The sequence below is a fragment of the Actinophytocola sp. genome (genome assembly GCF_009379765.1).
GTDB lineage: Bacteria > Actinomycetota > Actinomycetes > Mycobacteriales > Pseudonocardiaceae > Actinophytocola.
In genome coordinates this window covers 15,274-38,770 of the sequence record NZ_WHTD01000053.1, presented here as the reverse complement: position 1 = coordinate 38,770, position 23,497 = coordinate 15,274, and the positions used below count along the sequence as shown (strand labels likewise).

17 protein-coding genes are annotated in these 23,497 nt (G+C 70.3%); 2 read left to right on the top strand and 15 right to left on the bottom strand.

The genetic code is table 11. From position 1 onward, the window contains the following. Window positions 1-8: 8 nt before the first annotated feature. From GEV28_RS17915 to GEV28_RS17875, 9 genes are all read right to left on the bottom strand, one after another. A complete protein-coding gene (locus GEV28_RS17915; RefSeq protein ID WP_291413223.1) occupies window positions 9-1,202 on the bottom strand; it encodes a thiolase family protein in 1,194 nt (397 codons plus the stop codon). Then, window positions 1,168-3,336 (bottom strand): acetate--CoA ligase family protein, encoded by a 2,169-nt coding sequence (locus tag GEV28_RS17910; RefSeq protein WP_291413222.1) that lies wholly within the window; start codon window positions 3,334-3,336, stop codon window positions 1,168-1,170. Before GEV28_RS17910 ends, GEV28_RS17915 begins: the two co-directional genes overlap by 35 nt. A gap of 23 nt (window positions 3,337-3,359) precedes the next feature. Next, window positions 3,360-5,132, bottom strand: a complete 1,773-nt coding sequence (locus tag GEV28_RS17905) for an iron ABC transporter permease (protein ID WP_291413221.1) — start codon at window positions 5,130-5,132, stop codon at window positions 3,360-3,362. A gap of 7 nt (window positions 5,133-5,139) precedes the next feature. After that, the gene (locus GEV28_RS17900; protein WP_291413220.1) at window positions 5,140-6,270 is read right to left on the bottom strand and encodes an extracellular solute-binding protein; all 1,131 of its coding nucleotides are present in this window, start codon (window positions 6,268-6,270) and stop codon (window positions 5,140-5,142) included. 27 nt (window positions 6,271-6,297) lie between these two features. Further along, window positions 6,298-6,765 carry an OB-fold domain-containing protein gene (locus tag GEV28_RS17895; protein ID WP_291413219.1) on the bottom strand — a complete coding sequence of 156 codons (468 nt, stop codon included), beginning with the start codon at window positions 6,763-6,765 and terminating at the stop codon, window positions 6,298-6,300. Between the two features lie 2 nt (window positions 6,766-6,767). Next, window positions 6,768-7,880 (bottom strand): thiolase family protein, encoded by a 1,113-nt coding sequence (locus GEV28_RS17890; protein WP_291413218.1) that lies wholly within the window; start codon window positions 7,878-7,880, stop codon window positions 6,768-6,770. 884 nt (window positions 7,881-8,764) lie between these two features. Beyond that, the gene (locus tag GEV28_RS17885) at window positions 8,765-9,898 is read right to left on the bottom strand and encodes an MFS transporter (RefSeq protein WP_291413217.1); all 1,134 of its coding nucleotides are present in this window, start codon (window positions 9,896-9,898) and stop codon (window positions 8,765-8,767) included. Between the two features lie 9 nt (window positions 9,899-9,907). Then, window positions 9,908-10,963, bottom strand: a complete 1,056-nt coding sequence (locus GEV28_RS17880; protein WP_291413216.1) for a cupin domain-containing protein — start codon at window positions 10,961-10,963, stop codon at window positions 9,908-9,910. Window positions 10,964-11,162: 199 nt separating this feature from the next. Beyond that, window positions 11,163-11,954, bottom strand: coding sequence for a class I SAM-dependent methyltransferase (locus GEV28_RS17875; RefSeq protein WP_291413215.1), 792 nt, complete (start codon window positions 11,952-11,954; stop codon window positions 11,163-11,165). 189 nt (window positions 11,955-12,143) lie between these two features. Here GEV28_RS17875 and GEV28_RS17870 point away from each other — a divergent pair, with 189 nt between their 5' ends. Continuing rightward, window positions 12,144-14,519 (top strand): CDP-alcohol phosphatidyltransferase family protein, encoded by a 2,376-nt coding sequence (locus tag GEV28_RS17870; RefSeq protein ID WP_291413214.1) that lies wholly within the window; start codon window positions 12,144-12,146, stop codon window positions 14,517-14,519. Between the two features lie 44 nt (window positions 14,520-14,563). Here the strand turns inward: GEV28_RS17870 and GEV28_RS17865 are convergent, their stop codons facing one another. The 6 genes from GEV28_RS17865 to GEV28_RS17840 all read right to left on the bottom strand — a co-directional run bounded on the left by GEV28_RS17865 (window position 14,564) and on the right by GEV28_RS17840 (window position 21,564). Then, on the bottom strand, window positions 14,564-15,487 hold the full coding sequence (locus tag GEV28_RS17865) for a hypothetical protein (protein ID WP_291413213.1): 924 nt from the start codon (window positions 15,485-15,487) through the stop codon (window positions 14,564-14,566). A 52-nt stretch (window positions 15,488-15,539) separates the two neighbouring features. Next, on the bottom strand, window positions 15,540-16,931 hold the full coding sequence (locus GEV28_RS17860) for a PLP-dependent aminotransferase family protein (RefSeq protein ID WP_367115120.1): 1,392 nt from the start codon (window positions 16,929-16,931) through the stop codon (window positions 15,540-15,542). Continuing rightward, complete coding sequence (locus GEV28_RS17855; protein WP_291413212.1) at window positions 16,931-18,025, bottom strand: alpha-hydroxy acid oxidase; 1,095 nt, start codon at window positions 18,023-18,025, stop codon at window positions 16,931-16,933. Before GEV28_RS17855 ends, GEV28_RS17860 begins: the two co-directional genes overlap by 1 nt. Further along, window positions 18,015-18,911, bottom strand: coding sequence for an alpha/beta hydrolase (locus GEV28_RS17850; protein WP_291413211.1), 897 nt, complete (start codon window positions 18,909-18,911; stop codon window positions 18,015-18,017). Before GEV28_RS17850 ends, GEV28_RS17855 begins: the two co-directional genes overlap by 11 nt. A gap of 16 nt (window positions 18,912-18,927) precedes the next feature. Beyond that, entirely contained in the window at window positions 18,928-20,154 is a 1,227-nt protein-coding gene (locus GEV28_RS17845; RefSeq protein ID WP_291413210.1) for a cytochrome P450, read from the bottom strand. 93 nt (window positions 20,155-20,247) lie between these two features. Beyond that, on the bottom strand, window positions 20,248-21,564 hold the full coding sequence (locus tag GEV28_RS17840; RefSeq protein WP_291413209.1) for a GDSL-type esterase/lipase family protein: 1,317 nt from the start codon (window positions 21,562-21,564) through the stop codon (window positions 20,248-20,250). A gap of 124 nt (window positions 21,565-21,688) precedes the next feature. On the opposite strand from GEV28_RS17840, the gene GEV28_RS17835 reads away from it, so the two are divergent. Then, window positions 21,689-23,497 (top strand): AMP-binding protein, encoded by a 1,809-nt coding sequence (locus tag GEV28_RS17835; protein ID WP_367115119.1) that lies wholly within the window; start codon window positions 21,689-21,691, stop codon window positions 23,495-23,497.

The following is a 23,497-nucleotide window of genomic DNA, read 5'->3' as shown; positions in this document are numbered from 1 at the left end:
ACTACTCCTTACTTCTGAAGAACAACTGTGAGGTGCTGGTAGCACGGGGTTTGGTCGTAGTAGCTCGTATCGCCGCCATGACCGGCACACAGCGCGACCTCCGCGTCCTTCACCTGCGTTCCGCCGGCCTCGCCGCGAAGTTGGCGAACCGCCTCCGATATCTGGGTGTGGCCTCGGGCGTGCGTCCAGGACAGACCGCCACCCTGCGTGTTCACCGGGATCGGGCCGTCCGGGCCGAGCATCCCGTCGGCGGCGTAGGCGCCGCCCTCACCCCGCGCGCAAAACCCATATCCCTCCAGCTCGTACAGGACGGTCACAGTCCAGCAGTCGTAGAGTTGCGCCACGTCAATGTCCCGCATCGTGATGCCGGCCATCGAAAACGCCTGCTCCTTCGCCTCGGTGATGTCCAACATGGAGTACTGCTCCTTGGGGCTGAGCTTCAGTTGGTGGCTCATGCCGACCCCGGAGATGTGGACGGGCTGCGTCTTCAGGTCGCGAGCGCGTTCGGCGGAGGTCACGATGAAGGCAACGCCGTGGTCGGAGACCAGGCAGTAGTCGAACCGCCGCAGCGGCTCCACCACGGGGGGCGAGTCCAGGTAGTCGTCGATCGTCATCGTGCGACCGTGCATGATCGCGTCCGGACGCTTGTTCGCGTACGCCCGCTGGGTCACCGCGATCATGCCGAGTTGCTCGGGCGTGGTTCCGTAGTCGTGCATGTGACGCCGGAACATCATCGCGTGTATCGCACCGGGAGTGAACATCCCGTACGCACCCGCGGTGCTCGCGGGCCGGATGATCGACGCGCGTAGGTCGTGCCGGGTGCCCTCGTCGCTGGCCAGAACACATACCACCGCGCTGCACATCCCGGTCTCGAGCGCGCCGATCGCGGTCATGACCTGCGCCATCGCGGTGCCGCCACCGGCATACATCGACCAGATCATCTTCGCGTTGCGCATGCCCGCCCGTCGCGGAACGTCGCCGGTGGCGCGGCCGTAGCCGTGCATCCCGGCGTTGTGGGTGATGAAGCCGTCCAGGTCGTCGACCGAGAGGCCGGCGTCATCGGCGGCAAGGCGAACCGCCTCCGCGGCAAGCATGTCGCTCGACATGCCGGTCTTGCCCACCGGTGTCACTCCCAACCCGGCGATGGCGTACTTGTTCGACAGGTGTCTATTCATCCCTACCCTCTCTTCCGGAACCCGCACGGATCAGCAGCGCGTCGACAGCGACCGCGCCACTTCCCGCCTCGCCGACGATCACCGGATTCAGCTCGGCGACATCCAGCTCGTCACTGTGTTCGTGGACCAGCCGACCGAAAGCGACAACCAGCGCCACCAGACTGTCCACATCGGCCGGTTCGGCGCCGCGGTACCCGCGCAGCAGCGCGGCGGCGCCCAGTTTGGACAGTGCGCGGCGCACCTCCGCCGGCGACGCGGGCGCCAGCAGGAACCGCACGTCCTCCGCGAGCTCGGTCAGCACCCCGCCGCTGCCGATCGTCAGCACCTTGCCGACCTTGGCCACCGTGGTCGCGCCGACCAGCACCTCGGCGACCCCGCCGACCATCTTCTGCACCACCCAGCCGGCCAGCCGCGCGTGCGGCGCGAGGCGCGCCACGTCCGCCTGCTGGCGCTCGCAGGCCGCCAGCACGTCGGCCGCGCACTCGAGACCGACGGCGACGCCGCCGACCTCCGTCTTGTGTGGCAGGTCGACCGAGTCGATCTTCACGACGACCGGGAAGCCCAGCCGCTCGGCGGCCGCGGCGGCCTCCGGACCGGTGCGCGCGTACTCCTCCGCCGGCACCGCGACCCCGTAGTCCGACAGCAGCCGCCGAACCGTCTGATAGGGAACGACCGTGGGCGGCGGGGTCGCCGGCGGGTGGGCGGCCGCGGCCACGGCGGCCGGCCACGGGCTCTCGCCGTGCTGCTCGTCCAGCCACCGGCCGAACCTCCGAAGCCCGGCCATCGCCCGCATGCCGAAGTGGTAGGACCGCAGCAGCACGACGCCGGGCTCGGTTCGGAAGAACTCGTCCAGCTGGGGCGGGACGGCGGTGATGGTCCGGCTGAGGAAGACTGCCGGCTTGCCCTCCTCCCGCGCGATCCGCGCCACCGCCCGGTAGGCGTCCATGAGCCAGGGCTCCGGCGGGTCGCTCATCGGCAGGCGGCTGGCCAGCAGCGCCGTGTTGGGCAACTTCGCCATCATCCGTACCCCGCGCTCAAAGCCCTCCGGGTTCTTCCGCGGCGAGTTCCCCACGTCCATGGGGTTTCCCACCACGCTCGGCCGGCCGAGCGCCTCCCGGACCGCGGTCCGCTCGTCCACGGTGATCGCCGTCAGCGGCGTCCCCGACCGGCCCGCCGCGTCCGCGAGCAGCGTGCACTCGCCGCCGGACACCGTGACCAGCCCGACGCCGGAGTCGGCGCCGCGCAGGCAGTCGACCGCCCGGCTCGAGGCGACGTGTCCGAGCAGCGCCACGGTCTCGCACAGCTCGTCGATGTCGTCGACGACGATCGCGCCGGCGTCCTCCAGGAGCATTCGCATGACGGGCCCCGGAGCCGACAGCACGCCGGTGTGCGCGGCGGCGTTGCGCCGGCCGACCTCGGAGGTCCCCACGAGCAGGAGGACGACGGGCTTGCTGGCCAGCGACGCCCGCCGGACCACCGCGGCCATCTCCACCACCCGCTCCAGGCTCTCCACGTGCGCGGCGATCACGTCCGTCCCCGGGTCGTCGACGAGGTGGTTGATGTACTCCACCGAGTCGAGGTCGGCCTGGTTGCCGGTGGCGACGATCGTGTTCATGCCCAAACCGCGGCCGCTGGCGAGCTCGAGGAAGCCGCCCCCGACGCCCCCGCTCTGGAACACGCCGCTCACGTTCCCCGCGACGACCTCGGGCAGCGGGCGGCCCCAGAGCGGCACGCCGCGGCCGATCGAGGCGAAGCCCAGCGTGTTCGGACCGCAGAGGAGGGTTCCGTTGCTGCGGGCGAGATCGATGACCCGGCGCTGCAGCGCGCCGCCCTCCGCGCCGCTCTCACTGAACCCGTCGGTAAGCACGACGCAGCCCTTGACCCCGAGCTTGCCGCACTGGTCGACGACGTCGAGCACGCTGCCCGCGCCGCTGCCGACGTACGCGACGTCCACCGGGGAGCCGATGTCGGCGAGCGAGGGCACCGCCGCGCGGCCGAACACCGTGGTCTGCTTGCGGTTCACCAGGTGGACGCGCTCCAGGGGAAACCCGAAGTCCCGCAGGTTGGCGAACACGCTGCGGGTGTAGGGGGCACGGTCCGAGGCGCCGATGATCGCGATCTCACGAGGGGCGAAGAGGCCGCTCAGGTCCCGGTATGTCACTACGTCGAACCTCCGTGGTGGTGCTACTCGACCGTGACGCCCAGCCGGCGCCCGTACGTGTACGCGCCGGCGGCGACCGCGATGCTCAGCATCGAGATCAGCACGCCGAACGAGCTGAGTACGTTGAGACTTCCTTCCTGCCACATGCTCATCACCAGCGTGGACACCACGTTCGTGTCGGCCGTGTAGAGCATCGCGGCGACCGAGAGATCCCTGAAGCTGTGGAAGAAGACGTACAGCCACGACCCGAGCAGGGCGGGGATGAGCAGCGGGGTCAGGATCCGCCAGAAGACGGCACCCATGCGCGCACCGGACACCTGGGCGGACTCCTCTAGGTGCGGATGGATCTGCGCGAGGGCCGGCTGCACGTAGCGCAGCCCGTACGGCGCGAAGTGCACGACGTACGCGATGACGAAGATCGCGACCGTCCCGTACACCGGAATCGGCAGATACACGAACGTGACCAGGACGGCCAGCCCCAGCACCGTGCCGGGAATCGCCAGCGGCAGCGACAGCACGTGGCTGAGCGCCGCCCGCCCGCGCGACTTCGTCCGGCCGATCGCCCACGCGGCGGCCAGGCAGAGGACGACGACCAGCGTCGCGCTGAGCAGGCCGATGACGGCGCTGTTGGTCACGGCGCCCAGCAGGTCCGGCTGCCGCCACATCGCCCGGTAGTTCTCCAGGGACAGCCCGGACAGCAGGGACTGGCCGGGCTGGCGCACGCCGGAGCGGAACGACTCCAGCAGCACCGCGAGGACGGGCGCGACGTAGAACAGCGTGACGAGCGCGATCAGCACCGTGCCGAGCCACCCGAGGCGGCCCAGCGCGATCGACTGCGGCCGGAAGCCCCGCGAGGTCACCGTCACGAACTTCAGCGCGTCCCGCGTGGCCCGCTGGTAGTACCAGATCGCGAAGAGGAGGGCGACCATGAGGATCACGCCGAAGGCCGCGGATCGCGAGTAGTCGGGGATGAACGACTCGTGGAGTCCGTTGTAGACCTCGGTGGTGAGGGTCCGGACCCCGGCCGGCTGGCCGAGGAACAGCGGCACCTCGAAGGCCTGGACCGCCCGGATGATCACCAGGATCAGCACCGACAGGAGGCTCGGCAGCAGGAGCGGGAGGGTGATCCGGCGGAAGCAGCGCAGCCGCGACGCGCCGCACATGACCGCCGACTCCTCCAGCGACTTGTCCATCATCCGCAGCGGACCCACGAGGAGCAGGAAGACCACGGGCGCGAGGGACAGCGACTGGACGAAGATCATGCCCTCGATCGACTGGATCGGGAACGTGACGCCGACCCCGAACAGATCGTGCAGCAGGACGTTGACCTGCCCCGCGCCGCGACCCAGCAGCAGGATCCAGCCGATGACCTCGATCATTCCCGGGATGGCGAAGGACAGGAAGACGGCGAGGTAGACCAGCCACTTGCCCTTGACGTCGGTGCGCGCGACGAGCCAGGCCAGCACCGAGCCGAGGACCAGCGCGCCGGCGGAGCTGCCCAGCGCGAACACCGCGGTCTGCCACAGCGACTGGAAGAAGGTCGCGTCACTGCCGAACAGCTTCAGGTACGCGTCGAACGAAAACGGCCGGATCAATCTGATGCCCGGGCCAGGCGTGAGACTGGTCCAGATCAGGAAGAACAACGGCGGCCCGATCAGCACGACCGAGATGAGCAGCAGACCGGGTGCGATGGCACCGCCACCGCCGCCGAGCCGGGGCCGCCAGGAGCGGGGTCTCGGCTCCCGGACGTCCGGGCTCGGCGACGAGGGCGCGGTTGGTGGGCTGGCCGTCAGCATTCGACGGTCACCCGCGCAGGCTGTCGAGGACGACCTGCCAGCTCTTGTACGCGGTGTTGTAGTCGTCCGACGTGTCGAACGACGTGTCCGGCACCCAGAGGTTCAGGTTGAGCGCGTCGACGTCGGCCGGCAGGTCGTAGTTGTACTGCTTGAACACCTTCGCGCCGTCGGGACCCAGCAGGAAGTCGACGAAGAGCATCGCGGAGTTCGGGTTCGCGGCCTCCTTGCTCACGAACGCCTCGCCGGAGTTCACCACCACCGGCAGGTCGTCCAGCGGGGCCCACTTGACGTGCGCGCCCTTGGCCGTCTCCTGCTGGGCGTGTGCCTTGAACACGGCCGGGGACGCGACGACCTCACCGCGGGCCATGAGGCCCATCAGCGCCGCCCCGGAGATTCCCTCGACCCGCACGTGCTGGCCACGGAGGTTGTTGAAGAACTCCTTGGCCTTGTCCTCGCCCAGCTTGTCGAAGACCGCGCCGATCCACCGCACCCCGGTCGTGCTCGACGTGATGGCGAGCTTGCCGGACAGCTCCGGCGCCAGCAGGTCGTCCAGGGTGGTCGGCACCTTGTCGGCGTCGAGGATGTCGGTGTTGTAGGCGAACGAGATGAGCGAGACCCGGTCGGACGCCATCCACACCTGGTTCTTGTCCTCGGCCGGGTCCTTGAAGGTGTCCGACATCTTCGTGGCGAGCGGCGAGTAGAACGGCGCGAGCAGACCCTGGTCCCGGAGAATCTGGGCGCCGTCCTGGGTCATCTCCACGACGTCGGCGCTCGGCCGGCCGGCGGCGGTCTCCTGCACGACGCGCGTCGAGATCGCGGCCTGGTCCCCGTTGAAGACCTTGACCTTGATGAACGGGTACTTCTTGTTGAACGCCGACAGTAGCGCTTCCTGGAAGTCCGCCGGCCAGGGCGACGCGTACCAGGTGAGAGCGCCTTCCTTCTTCGCTCCTTCGACGAGCTTGTCCTGCCGATCATTGGCGGAGTACGTGAAGGGACCGCCTTCGTCACCGACAGGGGACGCTGGGCCATCCGCAGCACCGCACGCCGTGGTCAACCACAGGCTGACCAGAACGAGCGACCCGAGGACCTGACTCGTCCTACGCCATTTGGCGCGGACCACTGTGTTGCCGCCGTGCATGGCCTTACTCCAGTCTCCCCGCAGGTCTTATTCGCCGATTACTTCGAAATGGGGGAGGGTGAACCCTTCCGCCGGATAGTGCTTGTAGACGACCCGGACCCGTAGGCCGACTGCCAGCAGGTCGTTCGGTGGATCCCCGACGATCGTGGAACTGATCATCGGGCCTTCGTCGAGCTCGACCAGCGCGTAGGTGTACGGGATCTCATCGGCGAACCCGGGGTTGAACGCGGTGTGATGGCGGTTCATCGCGAAGATCCGACCCAAACCGCTAGACGGCTCCCAGGACATGTTCGCCGCGAACGGCTCGTTCTCGTGCTCGATGCAGTAACACTTGGGCCAGTAGGCCGCGCCACAGGTTCGACACGTCCACAGCAGTAGTTCTTCTCGACGCAGGCCGTCCCAGAAGTCCACATTGTCGACGTCGATATTGGGCCTGGGCTTCTGCGGGTTCCACTCGGCGGTGACATTCGTCTTCCGCGCTGTCTCGATGGTCATCCTCACACCGTCCCAAGCACCGTTGTCGTATGGATGGAACACATGCCCGGCGACACGAGCTCTCCGCCGTGGCCCGTGGTGATGGCGATCTCGCAGTCGGGGACCTGCCGCTCCCCCGCCGTGCCACGCAGCTGTGTCACCGCCTCCGTGAATCCGACGAGGTCTCCGAGATGCTTGTTGGACAGGAGGCCACCGCCGGTGTTCACCGGGATGGTGCCTCCGGGCGCGGTGTTGCCAGCCTCGACGAACGGGCCGCCGTCGCCCTTCTCGCACCAGCCATAGTCCTCGAGCTGGATGAGAACCTCGCCGGTGAAGCAGTCGTAGAGCTGGGCGCAGTCGATGTCCTTCAGCTGGATGCCGGCCTGTTCGAATGCCATGTCGCGAGCGGGTTTCACCGCCATCTGGATGTAGTTGGTCTTTTTCCACCACATCTTGGCGGCCAGTTCGGCGAAGCCTTGACCAAGTACGTGCACCGGGCGATGCGGGCGGTCTTTCGCTCGGTCCTCGGTGGTCAGGATGAACGCCACCGCGCCGTCGGAGATGAGACTGATGTCGAACAGGTGATATGGCTCGACCACCCACGGCGAGTTCTGGTGGTCCTCGATGGTCATCGGGCGGCCATACATCCTGGCTTCCGGGTTCATGTTCGCCCAGGCCCGCTCCGCTACCGAGATGGCGCCGAGCTGACGGCTGGTCGTGCCGAACTCAGCCATGTGGCGCGCGGCCATCCAGCTGTGATGGCTGACCGCTCGAAGATCGCCGAGCGCCTTACCCCAGTAGCCCTCTTTCTCGACGTGGTTCATGCCGCGGTGGCCCTGGGCCTTCGCCTGCTCGGCCTTGGTCAGGTCGTCGACCGCTCCCACGCACAGGATGTATTTCGCCTGCCCGTGGTCGAGGAATGACGTCGCGACCGCGACCGCAAGCCCCGCGAGGGTGCCGCCTCGGCCCACCGTGAAGTAGAAGTTCGCCGGGATCCCGAGGACCCGGGTGAACACATCGGTGTACGTCGCGCGGTCACCACCGCCACCGGACCGGCGCAGGTCCAGGGCGCCGTCGATGTCGCTGATGGACAGACCGGCGTCGGCGATCGCCCGGCGTGCCGCCTCTGCCGCCATCATGCGTTGACTTGTTCCGCGTGGAGCGTCGTGTATGGAGCCGACGCCGACGACAGAGATCCGTTTGTTACCCACCATTAGCGGTTCCCTTCGGCCAGGACTGGCAGGTCGCCAGCAAAATCCCCCTGTCGCACCCTCACCTTGACCGCACGCGTGACTCCTCTTCGCTTATTTCTCGAGGTTTGCTTCGCCGACCGGCGACTCCGACGTGGCCGGGAGTCCCGACCGTCCACACTCCTCCGCGGCGCCCGCGCCTACGAATCGGCGTTGGGGTGACCCCGGGGGCAGCGCCTTCGCTCGCCGTTGCGGCGATCGACAGCGTGCACCTTTGTAGACAAGCCGACCCTGTTGCGCGGCCCACAAGTACGTGCGCATAGTAAGTCCTTCGCGAGCTCGGCCGGCACATCAACGGGCCAACCTGCTGATCCAGTAAACACGTTCGAAGGCCATATGGACTAACCATTATGCATTTTGTTACCCTTCTGTTACTTCGATGGACCGTGGCGTTAACTCCTTCGGGAAGGCGGTTTCCAGTCAGGACCAGGAACGTAGTTGATCGATCAGGTGTGGACGGCGACGCAGGCGCGGATATGCACTGGTGACCACTCCGTGACACGTTGCGAGGATGCTGGCGGCAGCAGCTATAGGCAGACCGCTCCGCCAAACACGCAGCCAGCTCTCAAGTCTCGGGGTCGGTCGCGGGATCGACGGGATCTCAGAGCATCCGCGGGCACGATCTGGTTGACTCGTTCGAGCGTCCTGGTGGGACGGTCACCGTCCACACCCACTTGACCCGGCGGCTCTTCTGCACCTGGTAGTGACTGGCACCGTCGTCGTCCGAACCACTGGATACTCTAATGGACTTACCTTTAGTCATCAATGTCTCAGGTTCGCTCCGCCGGCACAAGACCCCGCACCGCCGCGGCCGTCGCTGCGATGAGCACCCCGGCCGCAACCATCGCCGCGGCGAGCGGCACGAGCACCACCGCGCCGGACACCACGATCGGCCCACCGAACAGGGCCGCCGCCCGGAACGTGCCCGCCGCGGCGATCGCCTCGCCGCGCTCCTGCGGGTGGACCGCCTCGGTGGCGATCGCCGGCCCCACCGTCTGCAGCGCACCCGCGCCTAGCCCGGAGAGCGCGAGCAGCGCCGCAGCCGACCACGCCGACCCGGCGGCGAGGGTCACCAGCGCGGTCCCGCCGCCGGCCGCGACCGAGCCGAGCAGGAACGCGCGGCCGACCCACGAGCCGCGCACCCGCCCGACGACCGCGGCGCCGAGTAGCGCCGCGCCGTTGGCCACCGACACGAGCACGCCCACGGCCGCGGCCGTCTGGCCCGCCGCGTCCAGCGCCACCGGCACGAAGCTGGACAGCAGGCCGCGCCACGCGCCGGCGCTGACCCCGGCCCAGCAGCCGACACCGACGCCCGGCCGCCGCCAGATCCCGCCGGGCGGCCGCTCGGCCGGCGGCGAGAACGGCGGCAGCCGGTCGAGCAGCAGCGCCGGCGGCAACGCCAGGCAGGCGATCGCGGCGCCGACGACGAGCGCGAAGCGTCCGGAGCTCTCCACGAGCACGCCGGCCAGCACCGGCCCGCCGAGCAGCCCGAGGCTGGCCACGAAGTTGATCGCCGCCAGCGCGCCCACCGCGCGCCGGTCGCCGCGCACCACGTGGGTCTGGCTCCCGGTCCAGAAGCATGCCCGGGCCACGCCCTGCAGCAGCTCGGCGATCGTGAACGGCACGACCGCCGCGGAGATCGCGACGACCCCCGAGGAGAGGCCGAGGGTGAGCCCGGCGCCGACGATGAGCACCCAGTCGCCGATCCGCCGCATGACCGCGCCGAGCACGAGGCGGGTGGCCATCTGCGCGATGGCCGAGACCGCGGTGAGGATGCCGACCTCGGCCGCCGAGTAGCCGGTCCGCAGCGCCAGCAGGGGAAGCGCGACGCTCGCGATGCCCAGCGAGCACGAGAAGAGCGCCGCGCCGCCCGCCGACGCGGCCTGGTCACGCGACGGCCGCACCGGCTGCCGTCAGGCGTTGCTGTCGGTGAGCTGCCCTGACTGTTCGCTGTCCTGTGCACTTTCCGCGGCCGGCTCGCTGCCCGACGCCGGCTCGAAGAAGTGGACCGCGTCGTAGCCGAGGTGCTTGAAGACCCGGTTCTGCGCGTTGAACAGGCGAAGCGGCGTCCCGTCCGCGGCGAAGAGCTGGCAGACGTGGTTCTGCGGAACGTAGAGCGTGTCGCCCTTGGTGATCTCGTACCGCTGGGGCTCCAGCGCGATCCGCGCGTAGTACTTCTCGGCGATCTCGGCCTCGACCTCCCACTGGAGCGCGTAGCCGCCGCCGTCGAGGACGTAGTAGACCTCGTCGGCCATCTTCCAGTACTTGCCGCTGCGCCCGCCCGCGGGAATGTCGAGCTCGAAGGCGTCGACGCTGAAGATCCGCGCGTCGGTCCGCTCGGCCGAGGCGATGACCCGGGTCCGGCCCAGCGGCGTGTCCGCCCAGACGGTGTCCGCCGGCGAGATGACCTTCTTCCGGTCGAGCACGCCGGGGGTCCAGACCCGCGACCAGTCCTCGCGCGGCCCGAACTCGGCCTCGCGGTCGACCGGGCCGCTGCGGCCCTGCTGGATGAGGCCCATGAACATGAAGGTGCTCTTGGCCTTCACGACGAGTGCGACGGCCTTCTCGCCGTAGGGGTTGAAGTGGCGGTGCACGGAGTCGGTGTGCACGAAGACGAGGTCGTCCTTGGCCCAGTCGTAGCGCAGGTCGTCGTGGATCTCGTAGCCGCGGCCCTCCAGGATGTAGAACGCGGCCTCGTTCTGGTGGCCGTGCCCGTGGTTGGAGGACTCGGGTGGCAGCTCGACGAAGTGGACCTGCACCGTCTGGGTGAGGAAGTCCTCGTCCCCGGGCCCGATCCGCCACCAGGTGCGGCTCTTCGCGCTGTCGCCGGAGTGCGCGACCTTGGCGTCGTCGACCACGACCGAGTCGTCCCGCACCCGTTCCACGTCGAGCTGGCGGCGCCGGAACTCACCGAGGCCGTAGGTCTCCGATGTCAGTCCACGTACGAAGACGCGTCCGCTCTTTCCCAACTCATCCTCCGATGATCGAGCACGACCAGGCGGCCCGGATGATGTATCCGTGCTCTTCCTCGAGCCAGGATCGACAGGCCCAATGGTATTACCGTTCTACCAGCAAAAGCAATGGCCGTCGACGTGGACGAGCCGGCGCAGCCCATAGCGCGTGGTTCTTCGGCCCGACCTGGCTCAGCTCGGCACCCGGATGGCGGAGTCACACCGGGAGAGCGAGCAGGTCCTCGTGGTGGATGACGGCTCTCAGGTTGGCGGCGTCGAGGCGGCGGCGGAGGTAGGCGAACCCGTCGCGGGCCAGCGCCGGGTCCTGGGCCACCGCGGCCGCCACCCAGCCCTGGAGCCACTGGGCCGTCAACGCCGCCCGGTGCGGGCCCAGCCGCCAGGGGCTGGGGCGGCGATGGACCACCGCACCCAGACCGGCGAACGCCGCGGCGGCCGCGGCGGCCGCGTCCGGGCCCAGGAGCCTGCGGCCGTCGACGGTTCGGCGTTGATGGGCGTTGAAGGCCGCCGCGAGCTCGGCGTCGAGCGGGTCGACCGGGGAGAGCTCCACGACGCCGACGACGGACAGCGCCAGCAACGCCGGGCACCGGGCCTCGACGCAGGCGGCGGCCAGGCCGGCGACCTCCTCGGCCGTGAGCAGGTCCAGCAGCGCGGACCCGGTGACCAGCGACGTGCCGGCCAGGTCCGCGGCGCTCAGCCGGGTGATGTCCCGCTGGTCGGGCACCGCCGTCGCCGGGTGCGGCAGGCCCGCGGCCGCGCGCGCGAGCAGCATCGGGTCGCGGTCGGTCAGGATCCAGTGCTGGGCCCGGGGCAGCCGCGGCACCAGCCAGCGGCCCATGGAACCGGTGCCACAACCGAGGTCGCGGATCACCAGCCCACCCGCGGGCAGGACCGCCCGCAGGGGTTCCAGCAGGTCAGCGGCGCGGGCCGCGGCGTCGGCGGTCTCACGCAACGCGAGCCACTCCGGCGCGAACTGGGTGGACTCGGTCACGCGGCCTCCATTCGGTAGGTTCCCCGACCGGAACTACGCGCCGCGCCGCCGGGAAGTTCAGCGTCGTGGCGGGTCGCGCTGGTCAGCGGCCCAATATTCCTCCCGATAGAACCATCCGGAGCCGCTGGACGTAGTGAAGTGCGGGACCAGACCTCAGGAGGACGCGTGGCCGACAAGACAGCATCTCCGGTGCGAACACCGACCGCCGGAGCGGCCGCACTGTTAGTCCTGCTCGTCGGGCTGATCATGACCGTCGGCCTCGGGCCGTCGGGGCTGCTGGCCGGCGTCGCCTACACCGCCGTCGGCTGGGCCGCGCTCACCACCGGGCTGCGCCGGTTCGGCCAGGCGTCGTTCGGGCCGGCCGACCGGGTCACCCTGGCCAGGGCCGTGCTCACCGGCGCCGTCACCGCGCTCGTCGCGGACACCGGCCCCCAGCCGGTCACCACCGCGCTGGTGGTCCTCGCCGCGGTGGCGCTGGCCACCGACGCGGTCGACGGCCGGGTCGCCCGGCGCACCGGCACCGTCTCGGCGTTCGGCGCGCGGTTCGACATGGAGGTCGACGCCTTCCTCATCCTGGTGCTCAGCGCCTACCTCGCCACCGTCCTCGGCCCGTGGGTACTCGCGATCGGCGTCATGCGGTACGCGTTCGTCGCGGTCGGCCACGTCGTCCCCTGGCTGCGGGCCGAGCTCCCGCACAGCATGATCCGCAAGACCGTGGCCGCCGCACAGGGCATCGTGCTCACCGTCGCCGCCTCCGGACTCCTCCCGCACACCGGCGCGGTCGTCGTCACCGGGCTCGCGCTCGCCGCGCTCGTCTGGTCGTTCGGCTACGACATCGGCTGGCTGTACCGGCACCGCGCCACCGAGCCCGAGTCGGCTACCGGGACCCACGCGACCGAGGCCGCGACCCGGTCGACCCGCCGCCGGGTCCTGTCCGGTGTGACCACGGCCCTCGCCGGCCTGCTCGTGCTGTTCGCGCTCGTCGGACCCAACCAGCTCGGCCAGCTCACCCCGGAGGCCTTCGCGCGCATCCCCGTGGAGGCGCTGGTCGTCGCCGGGCTCATGCTCGCCCTGCCGCTGCGCTCGCGGCGGGTGACGGTGGCGGTCGTCGGCGTGGGTCTCGGGCTGCTGGCCGTCACGAAGTTCGTCGACATGGGCTTCTACGAAACGCTCGACCGACCGTTCAACCCGGTGTTCGACTGGAGCTTCTTCGGACCGGGCATCGACTTCCTCGGCGACTCGATCGGGCGGTTCGCGGCGATCGCCGCCGTGGTCGGGGCGGTGCTGCTCATCGTCGCCCTGCTGGTCCTGATGACGCTGGCGGTCCTGCGCCTGACCCGCCTCGCGGTCGCGCACCGCACCACGGCGACCCGCACCGTCGCGGCGTTCGGGGTCGTCTGGGTCGTCTTCGCCGTGCTCGGCGTGCAGCTCGCCCCCGACTCGCCGGTGGCCTCGAACAGCGCCGCCAACCACGTCTTCGACGAGGTGCGCCAGGTGCGCTCGGACCTGCTGGACCCGCAGCGGTTCGCCCAGGAGGCGGCCGTCGACGACTACCGGTACACCCCTGGCGACGAGCTGCTGACCGGCCTGCGCGGCAAGGACGTCGTCGTCGCGTTCGTCGAGAGCTACGGGCGCGTCGCGGTCGAGGGCACGGTCGCCGCGCCTGGGGTCGACGCGGTGCTCGACGCGGGAACCGACCGGCTGCGCGCGGCCGGGTTCGACTCCCGGAGCGGGTTCCTCACCTCGTCGACGTTCGGCGGCGGCAGCTGGTTCGCCCACTCCACGGTGCAGTCCGGCCTGTGGATCGACAACCAGCAGCGCTACGACCTGCTCGTCAAGAGCGACCGGCTCACCCTCACCGGCGCCTTCAAGCGCGCGGGCTGGCGGACGGTCGGCAGCTCGCCGCAGATCAACCAGGACTGGCCGGAGGGCGACTACTTCGGCTACGACCAGCAGTACGGCGCCAACGACGTCGGCTACCGCGGCCCGCAGTTCACCTACTCCAAGATGCCCGACCAGTACACCCTGTCGTTCTTCCAGCGCACCGAGCTCGCGCGGGCCGACCGCGCCCCGGTGATGGCGGAGATCGACCTCACCTCGAGCCACTCACCCTGGGCGCCGCTGCCGGAGATGATCGACTGGAAGGACGTCGGCGACGGCTCGGTCTTCGACCCGCAGGCCGAGCGCGGCCCGCGCTCGGACGAGATCTGGCCGGACCCGACCAAGGTGAGCGCCGCGTACGGGCGGTCCATCGAGTACTCGCTGGAGAGCCTCATCTCCTACGTGGAGACCTACGGCAACGACGACACGGTGCTGGTCTTCCTGGGCGACCACCAGCCGGCCCCGATCGTGTCGGGTACCGGCGCCAGCCGGGACGTGCCGATCACGATCGTCGCGCGCGACCCGGCGGTGCTGGACCGGATCTCCTCGTGGGGCTGGGAAGCAGGGCTCAACCCGAGCAGCGGCGCGCCGGTCACCCGCATGGACGACTTCCGGAACAAGTTCCTGCGTGCGTTCGGCCCCGAGCCGCAGTCGACCCACGTGGCCGGCGCGAAGCCCCAGTAGCCCCGGTGACCCCGCTCGTCCGGTAGCGGTCGGGCCACATGCTCTCAGCCGTCGGTGAAGGGCTGGATCGGGATGCCGTGGTCGCGCTCGCGCATGCCGAGCTCGTAGGCGGCGCGGCCGGGCGCGCGCAGCTCCACCGGGTCCGTGTTCGGCCGGGCGACCCGGACCAGGAGGTCGGCGATGGAGCAGTTGACCGTGTGGTGCTCGGAGCCGTCCGGGTCGGCGTAGACCCAGCCGACGAACCGCTCGCGCGGCGCGCTCGCGACGCCTGCCACCACGACGTCCCGGCCGGCGAGCGCGAACTCCAGCCGGTCGGGTGACTCGGTCACCCTGGTGGGGCGACCCGGCCCGCCGAGCGCGAGCCGCTCCCCCGCCACCGACACCGCCCCGGCCGCGATCCAGGGCGAGGTCCGGCCGGCGAGCCGGAGCCGCCCGATCGTGACGTCGAGCCAGGTGTCGTCGCCCGCGCCGTCGAAAGCCATGCCGTGCAACCAGATCCACCGCTCCGCGTGCTGCGAGCCCCAGTTGTGCCCGACCATGCCCGGCCAGCCGGTGAGCGCGATCTCCCGCCCGCCGACGGTGACCGTGCCGTCGAACCGGGCGACGGGGTGCGGGCTCACCGGTTTGGTCCTGGGCAGCGGCGACTTGTACATCCAGCCCTGCGGCAGGTGGTGCAGCGGGTCGGCCCCGGTGAACCGGAGATCCCACGAGACGTCGTTGGCGCTGCCGACCGCCCGCCCCGGACCGAACCGCGCGTCGCCGATGCGGACCCAGTCCTCGGCCACCGGCCCGGGCAGGGTGACCTTGGTGGCCACGGGCCCGGCGGCCTCGGCGTCGAAGAGGGTGAACCACAACGACCCGACCGGCGGGTGCCCCTTCCGCCGGTGCACGGTGTACCGGACCCAGACGCCGAGCCCACCCTCGGGCCGGCAGGCGCGCAGGTAGAAGCTCTCGTAGCCGGCCGCCATGGAAGCGAACCTGGCTTCGCTGGTCGATGCCCGCATACGGGGCATCATCCTCCTACCGGGCGGCCAGTACGTCGTTGATCAAGGCGACCAGGCGGTCCAGGCCGCTGTCTATCTGGTCCGGGGTCACCACGCTGCAGGCCAGGCGCAGCGCCCGGACGCCCACCCCGCCATCCAGCGCGGTGTCGTAGAAGTGGTGCATCGGGGTCCACAGGACGCCGTAGTCGCGGGCCGACCGTTCCAGCAGGGCGTCGTCGACCACGAACGGCACGGTCACCACCACGAAGAAGCCGCCGGCCGGGACGTTCCAGCGGACCGGGGAGTCCGGGCCGAAGCGGTCCGCCAGGCCCTCGACCACCCGGGTGCGGTTGGCCGCGTAGACCTCCCGCTCGCGCACGTTGGCCTTCGCCAGGCTGCAGCCGTGTTCCAGGAGCTTCCCGCCCACGATCGCCTGGGCCAGGGCCGGGGTGTTCACCGTCAGCATGCTCTTGATCTTCGACAGCTCGTCGGCGAACAACCGAACCGTTCCGTCGGCACCGGTCACCGTCTGGTCGGCCACCACGTAGCCCACCCGCGCACCGGGCAGCACCGTCTTCGCGAACGAGCCCAGGTACACCACCCGGCGCTGCTCGTCCAACGCCTTCAGCGTCGGCACCCGCTCCTCGGATCCGTGGAACAGGCCGTACGGGTTGTCCTCCAGCAGCAGGAAGTCCTCCTCGCGCGCGAGGGACAGCAGCGCTCGCCGGGTCGACACGTTCATGCTCACCCCGGACGGGTTCGCGAAGTCCGGCATCACGTAGCACGCCCGCGGGCGCAGCCCGGCCTCCCGCGCGCCCTGGACCTTGGCGAGCAGGTCGTCCAGGTCGATGCCCGCCTTGCCGCTGGACACCGGGAGCACCGGCATGTCCACCAGCCGCGCCGCGCCGGTGAGGCCGACGTAGGTCGGCGACACGGCCAGCAGGATGTCCTTCGGGCCGGACCGCAGCGCGCGCAGCGCGAGGACCATCGCCTCCTGGCAGCCCACGGTGACCACGATGGACTCCGGGTCGACCGAGATGCCTTCGTCCAGCTCGAGGTTCGTGGCGACGAGACGGTGCACGATGCCCTTGGTGCGGCCGTACTGGAACAGCGTGCGACGCACCTGCTCGTCGCTGTACCCGAGGTCGTCGCGGAGGTAGCCGCCGAACGTGTCGAGGTACCTCGGCAGCTCGGTGACGTCCCAGAACTCCTCGAACGGCCGGCCGGCCGCCAGCGACACCGCGTCCGGGTACTGGTTCGCCACCTCGTTGAGGAAGTTCATCGAGTTGAGCGCGGGGTCCTCGAGCGACGGGTGCAGCTCCGCGGTGTGCAGGTCGGTCCGCACCGGGGTCGCGGCCGGCGGCAGCTCGACGACCGGCGCCAGGTCGGCGGGAGGCAGGTCGGCCGGAGGCAGGTCGGCGACACTCATCAGGTCCTCACAGTTCGTACGGTGGACACTGTCCGCGCCGCGGCGACGTCGGCGCAACCCGCGAGGGTCATGGCGTCGCGGAGCTCCTCGGCCAGCAGGGACAGCACCTGGCCGACGCCGCGGGCACCGTCGACCGCGAGGCCGTAGAGCACCGGCCGGCCGACGAGCACGCCCGCGGCCCCGAGCGCGAGCGCCCGCAGGATGTCGGTGCCGCCGCGGATCCCGCTGTCCAGCAACACCGAGCAGTGCCCGGCCACCGCCTCGACGACCGCGGGCAGCGCGCTGATGCTGGGCGCCGCGCCGTCGAGCTGGCGGCCGCCGTGGTTGGACACGACCACCGCGTCCACACCGGACTCGACCGCGCGCGCCGCGTCCCGTGGGTCCAGGATCCCCTTGACCACCAACGGGAGGTGGGTCCGCGTGCGCAGCCACGCCAGGTCCGCCCAGCCGAGGTTCGGCGCGAACGCCGCCGCGGTGTGCGCGGCGATCGCCGACTCGCCGGCCACCAGGTCGTGCGCCCGGCTGGTCGACCCCTCCGCCAAGTTGGCCGCGACCACGTCGTCGGGCAGCGCGAACGAGTTGCGGACGTCCCGCAGCCGCCGGCCCATGATCGGTACGTCGACGGTGACCATCAGCGCCTGGCAGCCCGCCTGCTCGGCACGCTCGACCAGGTCCGCTACGAGGGACCGTTCGCGCAGCCAGTACAGCTGGAACCACGTGTCCGCGCCGACCTTGCCGATCTCCTCGAGCGGCACGCTGCTCAACGTGCTCACCACGTACGGGACGCCGGCCGCCCCGGCCGCCTCCGCGACGGCGAGCTCCCCGTCCGGGTGCAGCAGCCGCTGGTAGGCCATCGGCGCCACCGCGAGCGGCAGTGCCGCGTCCGTGCCCAGCAGCCGCACGGCCGGGGAGACGGTGTCGAACCCGCCGAGCACCCGCGGCAGCAGCGCCACCGCGTCGAGCGCCGCCCGGTTCGCCGCGAGGGTGGTCTCCGCGCCGCTGCCGCCGGACACGTAGTCCCACAGCTCCTTCGGCAGCCGAGCCTCGGCCAGCCTCGCCACGTCGGCGACCGTGAGCGGCCCGTCACCGGTCATCGGAGACGTTCCTCCGCAGGTACTCCGCGGCCTGCCGGACGGCCTGCCGCGCGCTGTCGAGCACGCCGGACATGGTGAAGAACCCGTGCGCCATCCCGGCGTAGCGGGTGAGCTCGACGGGCACCCCGGCGGCGCGCAGCCGCTCGGCGTACTGCTCGCCCTCGTCGCGCAGCGGGTCGTACTCGGCGGTGATCACCAGCGCCGGCGGCAGCCCGCCGAGGTCCTCGGCGAGCAGTGGGGACACCAGCGGGTCGACCCCGTCGTCCGGAGTGGACAGATAGTTGCGCCAGTACCAGTCCACCGAGCTCCGGTTGAACATCCACCGGTCGACGTTGTCCCGCAACGACCCGGTGTCAGCGTGGTAGCGGGTGTTCGGGTAGACCAGCAGCTGCGCCGCCAATGGCATACCCCGCCCGCGCGCCAGCAGCGTCGTCGCGGCGGCGAGGTTGCCGCCCGCGCTGTCGCCGCCGACCGCGATGCGGGACGCGCCGAGCGAGGAGGCGACCCACTCGACGGCCGCGAGGCAGTCGTGCACCGCGGCGGGGAACTTGTGCTCGGGCGCCAGCCGGTAGCCAGGGGTCACGACCTGGCAGCCGGCCGCGTTGGCCAGCGCCCGGCACACCCCGTCCGAGGTGTCGATGCTGCCCAGCGTCCAGCCGCCGCCGAAGAGGTACACGAGTGTCCCGAGTGGACCATCATGGTCCGGGCGGTAGATCCGCACGGGCAGCTCGCCGTCCGGACCGGGGAAGGTCCGGTTCTCCACATGGGACACCGGCTCGACGTCGCCGCCGCCGGCCCGGATGTCGGCCAGGTCGGCGGCGCGTGCCTCGGCGAGCGACATCTCGTACAGGGGCCGGACGTTCGCGGCGATCCGCTCCGCCCGCATCGCCGACACCTGCGGGTCAAGCGGCACCGCGGCCCCCCGTGGTCACCGGGATGACGCCGTAGCCGCGCAGGAGCAGCCCATCGCTGCGGACCGGGTCACGCGCGATCGCCAGGTCGGGGAACCGCTGGAGCAGCCGGGGAAACGCCAGCCGACCCTCCAAACGCGACAGTGCGGCGCCGAGGCAGAAGTAGCCGCCACCGCCGAAGCTGAGGTGGCCGACATCGGCCCGGTCCGGATCGAAGGTGTCGGGATCGGTGTGCTTGCGCGGATCCCGGTTGGCCGCGCCGAGCAGCACCATGATCGCGCCGTCCTTGGGCACCGGCACGCCGGCGAGCTCGGTGTCGTCGGCGGCCACCCTGGACAGCAGCTGCACCGGGCTGTCGTAGCGGAGGATCTCCTCGACGCACCGCGACGCGAAGTCGGCGTCGGCCCGCACCCGGTCCACCAGGTCCGGCCGCGCGAGCAGCGGGAGCAGGCCGTTGCCGAGCAGGTTCATGGTGGTCACGAAGCTCGCGTTGAGCAGGACGACGAGGTTCGCGACCAGCTCGGTGTCGCTGAGCCGGTCGTCCCCGGAGTCGATCAGCGCCACCAGGTCGCTCACCAGGTCGGTGCCGGGATCGGCCCGCCGGTCCGCGATGAGCCGCAGGTAGTAGTCGGTCAGCTCCAGCACCGCGTCGTCGGCGGCTCGCAGCTTCTCCGCGCTCTTGCCGCCGAGGTCGAGGTACCGGTCGATGCGCTGCGCGCGCTCCCGGAACCAGGCGAGGTCCGACTCCGGCAGCTCGAGCAGGAGCCCGATCACCTTGGTCGGGAACTGGTAGCCGAACTCGGCGATGAAGTCGACCTCGGCCCCGCCCGCGCCGAGCTCGGCCATCCGGTCGAGCAGGCCGTCGATCGCCGCCAGCAGGTCCGACTCCAGCGCGGCCACCCGGCGCGGGGTGAAGATCTTGTTGAACAGCCGCCGCATCCGGCCGTGGTCCGGCTCGAGGCTGAACATCATCGAGCGGGAGAGCGTGGCCAGCACGGGGTGGTCGAGCTTGTCCACCGGGCCGAGAACCTTGATGAAGCGCGGATCGCGCAGCACCTCGTCGACGGCGTCGAAGCCGTTGGCCACGGTGGTGTACACGCGCGCCTCGGGATCCAGCGCGGAGGCCGGCCCCAGCTCGTGCAGCTTCGCGTACCACGGGTTGGGGTCGTGCCGGGCTTCCTCGGTGTACAAACCCGCCACGATCGCGTCGGCGTCCACGTCTGCGCTGTCCTCTCAATCCCGGTATGAACGACGCTCGCACCGACGCGGTCCCGGTGGCGCGGACGAAGGCGCCGCCGGGACCGCGACCGGTCAGCGAACGATCAGGCTCAGCGGGATGGCGTCGGCCATCGCCTTGGACCCGAGGTCGTTCGGGTGGATGTGGTCGCCGGCGTCGAACTCCGGCTTGATCTTGCTCGGATTCGCCGGGTCGCGGAGGACCGCGTCGAAGTCGACGACCGCGTCGAACTCGCCCCGGTGGTCCAGCAGGTACTGGTTGACCGCCAGGCGGGTCGCCTCCTTCTCCGGGGTCCACACCAGCGCCGTGCCGCCGTTGAGGCCCTCGAACGGCCCCAGCGTGCCGACCAGGACGGTGTAACCGCGCTGCTTGATCTGCTGGTTGAGCTGGCGGATCGCCGCGATGATCGTCTCCGGCGAGTCGTTGTTCATCCAGACGTCGTTGATGCCCAGGTCCATGATGACCGCGTGCGCACCGGTCTCGGAGAACACGTCCTCGTTCAGCCGGGCGAACGCGTTCGCGCCGAGCTCGGGGAACCCGGGGAAGCCGCCGTCGCCGGCTTCCTCACCCTCATGGGTGAGCCTCGCGCCACCGCGGCTGATGTTCAGCACGCCGGGCACGTCGTCGTCGCTGACGCGGCGCTGCAGCCGGTCGGAGAGCTGGTCGGGCCAGCGCATGTTGGCGTTGAACGTGGTGCCGTGCCCGTCGGCGAGCGAGTCGGCGAACACGATCACCGAGCCTGCCGCGTCCGTGCGGAGCACGTCGACGCCGGACAGGAAGAACCAGCAGCACGTCCGCTCGGTCGTGTAGCCCGCACCGCCGGGATCGGCCACGAGGTCGCCGTCGCCGACGAAGTTGCTCTGCCGGGTCGTCGAGTGGAAGGTGGTCAACCCGGTCGAGGTCGGGAAGAAGACGCTCACGACCAGGTCCTGGTCGTCGGCGACCCGCAGGTCGACGGGGTCGCTGAGCAGCTCGGCGCCCATCGGCATCACGAACGAGGACGAGCCGCCGAAGGTCAGCCCACGCACCGTCCTGGCGTCGACGTCGGACAGCTCCGGTGTGTCGGTGTTCGGCGCCGCGACCGTGGCGCGTCCCACCGTGACCGCCTTCTCGCCGTGGAGGTTGGTGAGCCGGATCCTGATCTTCGAGCCGCCGACCGAGCCGTGCACGATCATCCGCACGCTCTGGTTGTCCAGGCCGACGAAGGTCGAGCCGCTGGTGTTGCCTCGGGTGACGGCGGCCGCCCAGCTGCCCACCCACTCCGAGGACGAGCGATGCCCCCAGCCTTCCTGCTCGGCCGCCTCACCCGCGCTCGCGACCAATACGGTCGAGGTGACTGCGGCCAGCAGCCCCGTGGCGATCAGCGATCGCCATTTCTTCGGGTTGTTCATTCGATGGAACCTCCAGGAACGCCTGAGCACGGAGTGCTGCCCGGCCACGAGTTGGTGGGGTCGGAACCTAGCTCTCCGCCGATTCGACGTCAATCATGCTTGCGAATAGACGCACTTTGTTCGTATGACCAGACCAACCATTTATGCCCATACGCACTACATGGAAACCGAGCGCGATTCGACGATCGCGTGCAGCTACGTCCGAACGCCATCCGGCGACACCGCCCCTGAGGTCAGCTTTCCCGAACGATACTGGGCAAATCACCCCTACCACCGACCCAACCCGACAGGTAGTCTGCTCGACGGAATCGGGGCTCCCGTCACAATGCGTTATTTCGGCGAATGGACTAGCGGAGTGGGCATGGATATTTCGACCGGTCGGGCGCCGACGTATGTGACGCGGGCTCTGGAGCTGTTCGACAATTTCGCTGACCGTGAGGGTCTCGTCGGCGGCGGCCGGCGTCTTTCGTATAACGAAATTCGCGCCCTTGTGCGCCAAATGGCCGCCGCCCTGCGTGCGTTCGGAGTCAGGCCGGGCACAAATGTTCTGATAATGGTCGCGAACCCGCTCGAGGGGCCCCTTCTGCAGCTCGCCGTCCACCTGCTCGGCTGCCGGTCGTTCTGGGTCGCGCCGGTCACCGCGCGTCGCGAGATCCGCGAGTACGTCCAGCTCTCCGACGCCGACGCGTTCGTCTACGACGCCCGCACCCAGGGCGAGCTCGGCGCCGAGCTCAGCGCCGAGCTCGGATCGGTGCCGGTGTTCTGCCTCGGGTCCGGCGGGGTAGGCCCCGACCTGCTGACCGCGCGGGTGAGCGGCGAGCCGGAGATCGACAACGAGGGGCACGAGCCCGAGGCGGTGTTCCAGACCTCCGGCACCACCGGGACACCGAAGCTGGTGCACCTCCCCCACACGTTCTTCCAGCAGGTGCTCGCGATCGCCGAGCAGCAGTTCACCAACGCCGGCGCGCCGCTGCTGCGGCACCTCTCCAGCTCACCGATGTGGCTGGTCAGTGGGCAGATCACCGCCTTCGTCAACCTGTTCACCGGTGGCGTGCTGTTCCTCGAGGACGCCTGGACGGCCGAGAGGCTCCTGGCCACGGTCCAGCGCGAGCGGATCAACTCGACGTTCATGTCGCCGCCGATGCTGTACGAGGTGCTCGACCACCCCGCCGCCGCCACCACCGACATGAGCACCATGTTCATGTTCAACATCGGCGCCGGCCCGGCCGCCCCCTCGCGGCTGCGCCAGGCGATCACGCTCTGGGGCCCGGTGCTGCGCATCGTCTACGGGCTGTCCGAGTCGGTCGTGACCACGGCGCTCCCCGGGCTCACCGAGGACCCCGAGCACCCGGAGCGGCTGCGGTCGGCCGGCACGCCGTACGGCGACGTGCGCCTGGAGATCCGCGACGAGGACGGAAAACCGGTCGAAACCGGCGAGAACGGCGAGATCTGGATCTCCAGCCGGCTGAACTTCGCCGGCTACTGGGGCCAGCCGGAGCTCACCGCCGAGACGCTCGTCGACGGATGGGTGCGCACTCGCGACGTCGGGCACCTCGACGAGCACGGCTTCCTGTACATAGTGGACCGCACGACGGACATGATCATCACCCACCGGCGGTCGTGGAACATCTACTGCCGGCCGATCGAGGACGTGCTCGCCGCGCACCCGCAGGTGCGGGCGGCCGCGGTGATCGGCGTACCCGACCCGGTGATCGGCGAGGTCGTGCACGCCTACGTCGTGCCGGTCGAGGGCCACACGGTCACCGGCGAGGAGCTGGCGGCCATGGTGGGCGACGAGCTCAACGACATGTGGCAGCCGCGTGCCGTGGAGTTCGTCGACGCGCTGCCACTGACCAGGGCGAACAAGATCGACAAGAAGGCACTGCGCGCGCGGTACGCGGCCACGCACCCGCCTGTCGAGATCGGCGGTTAA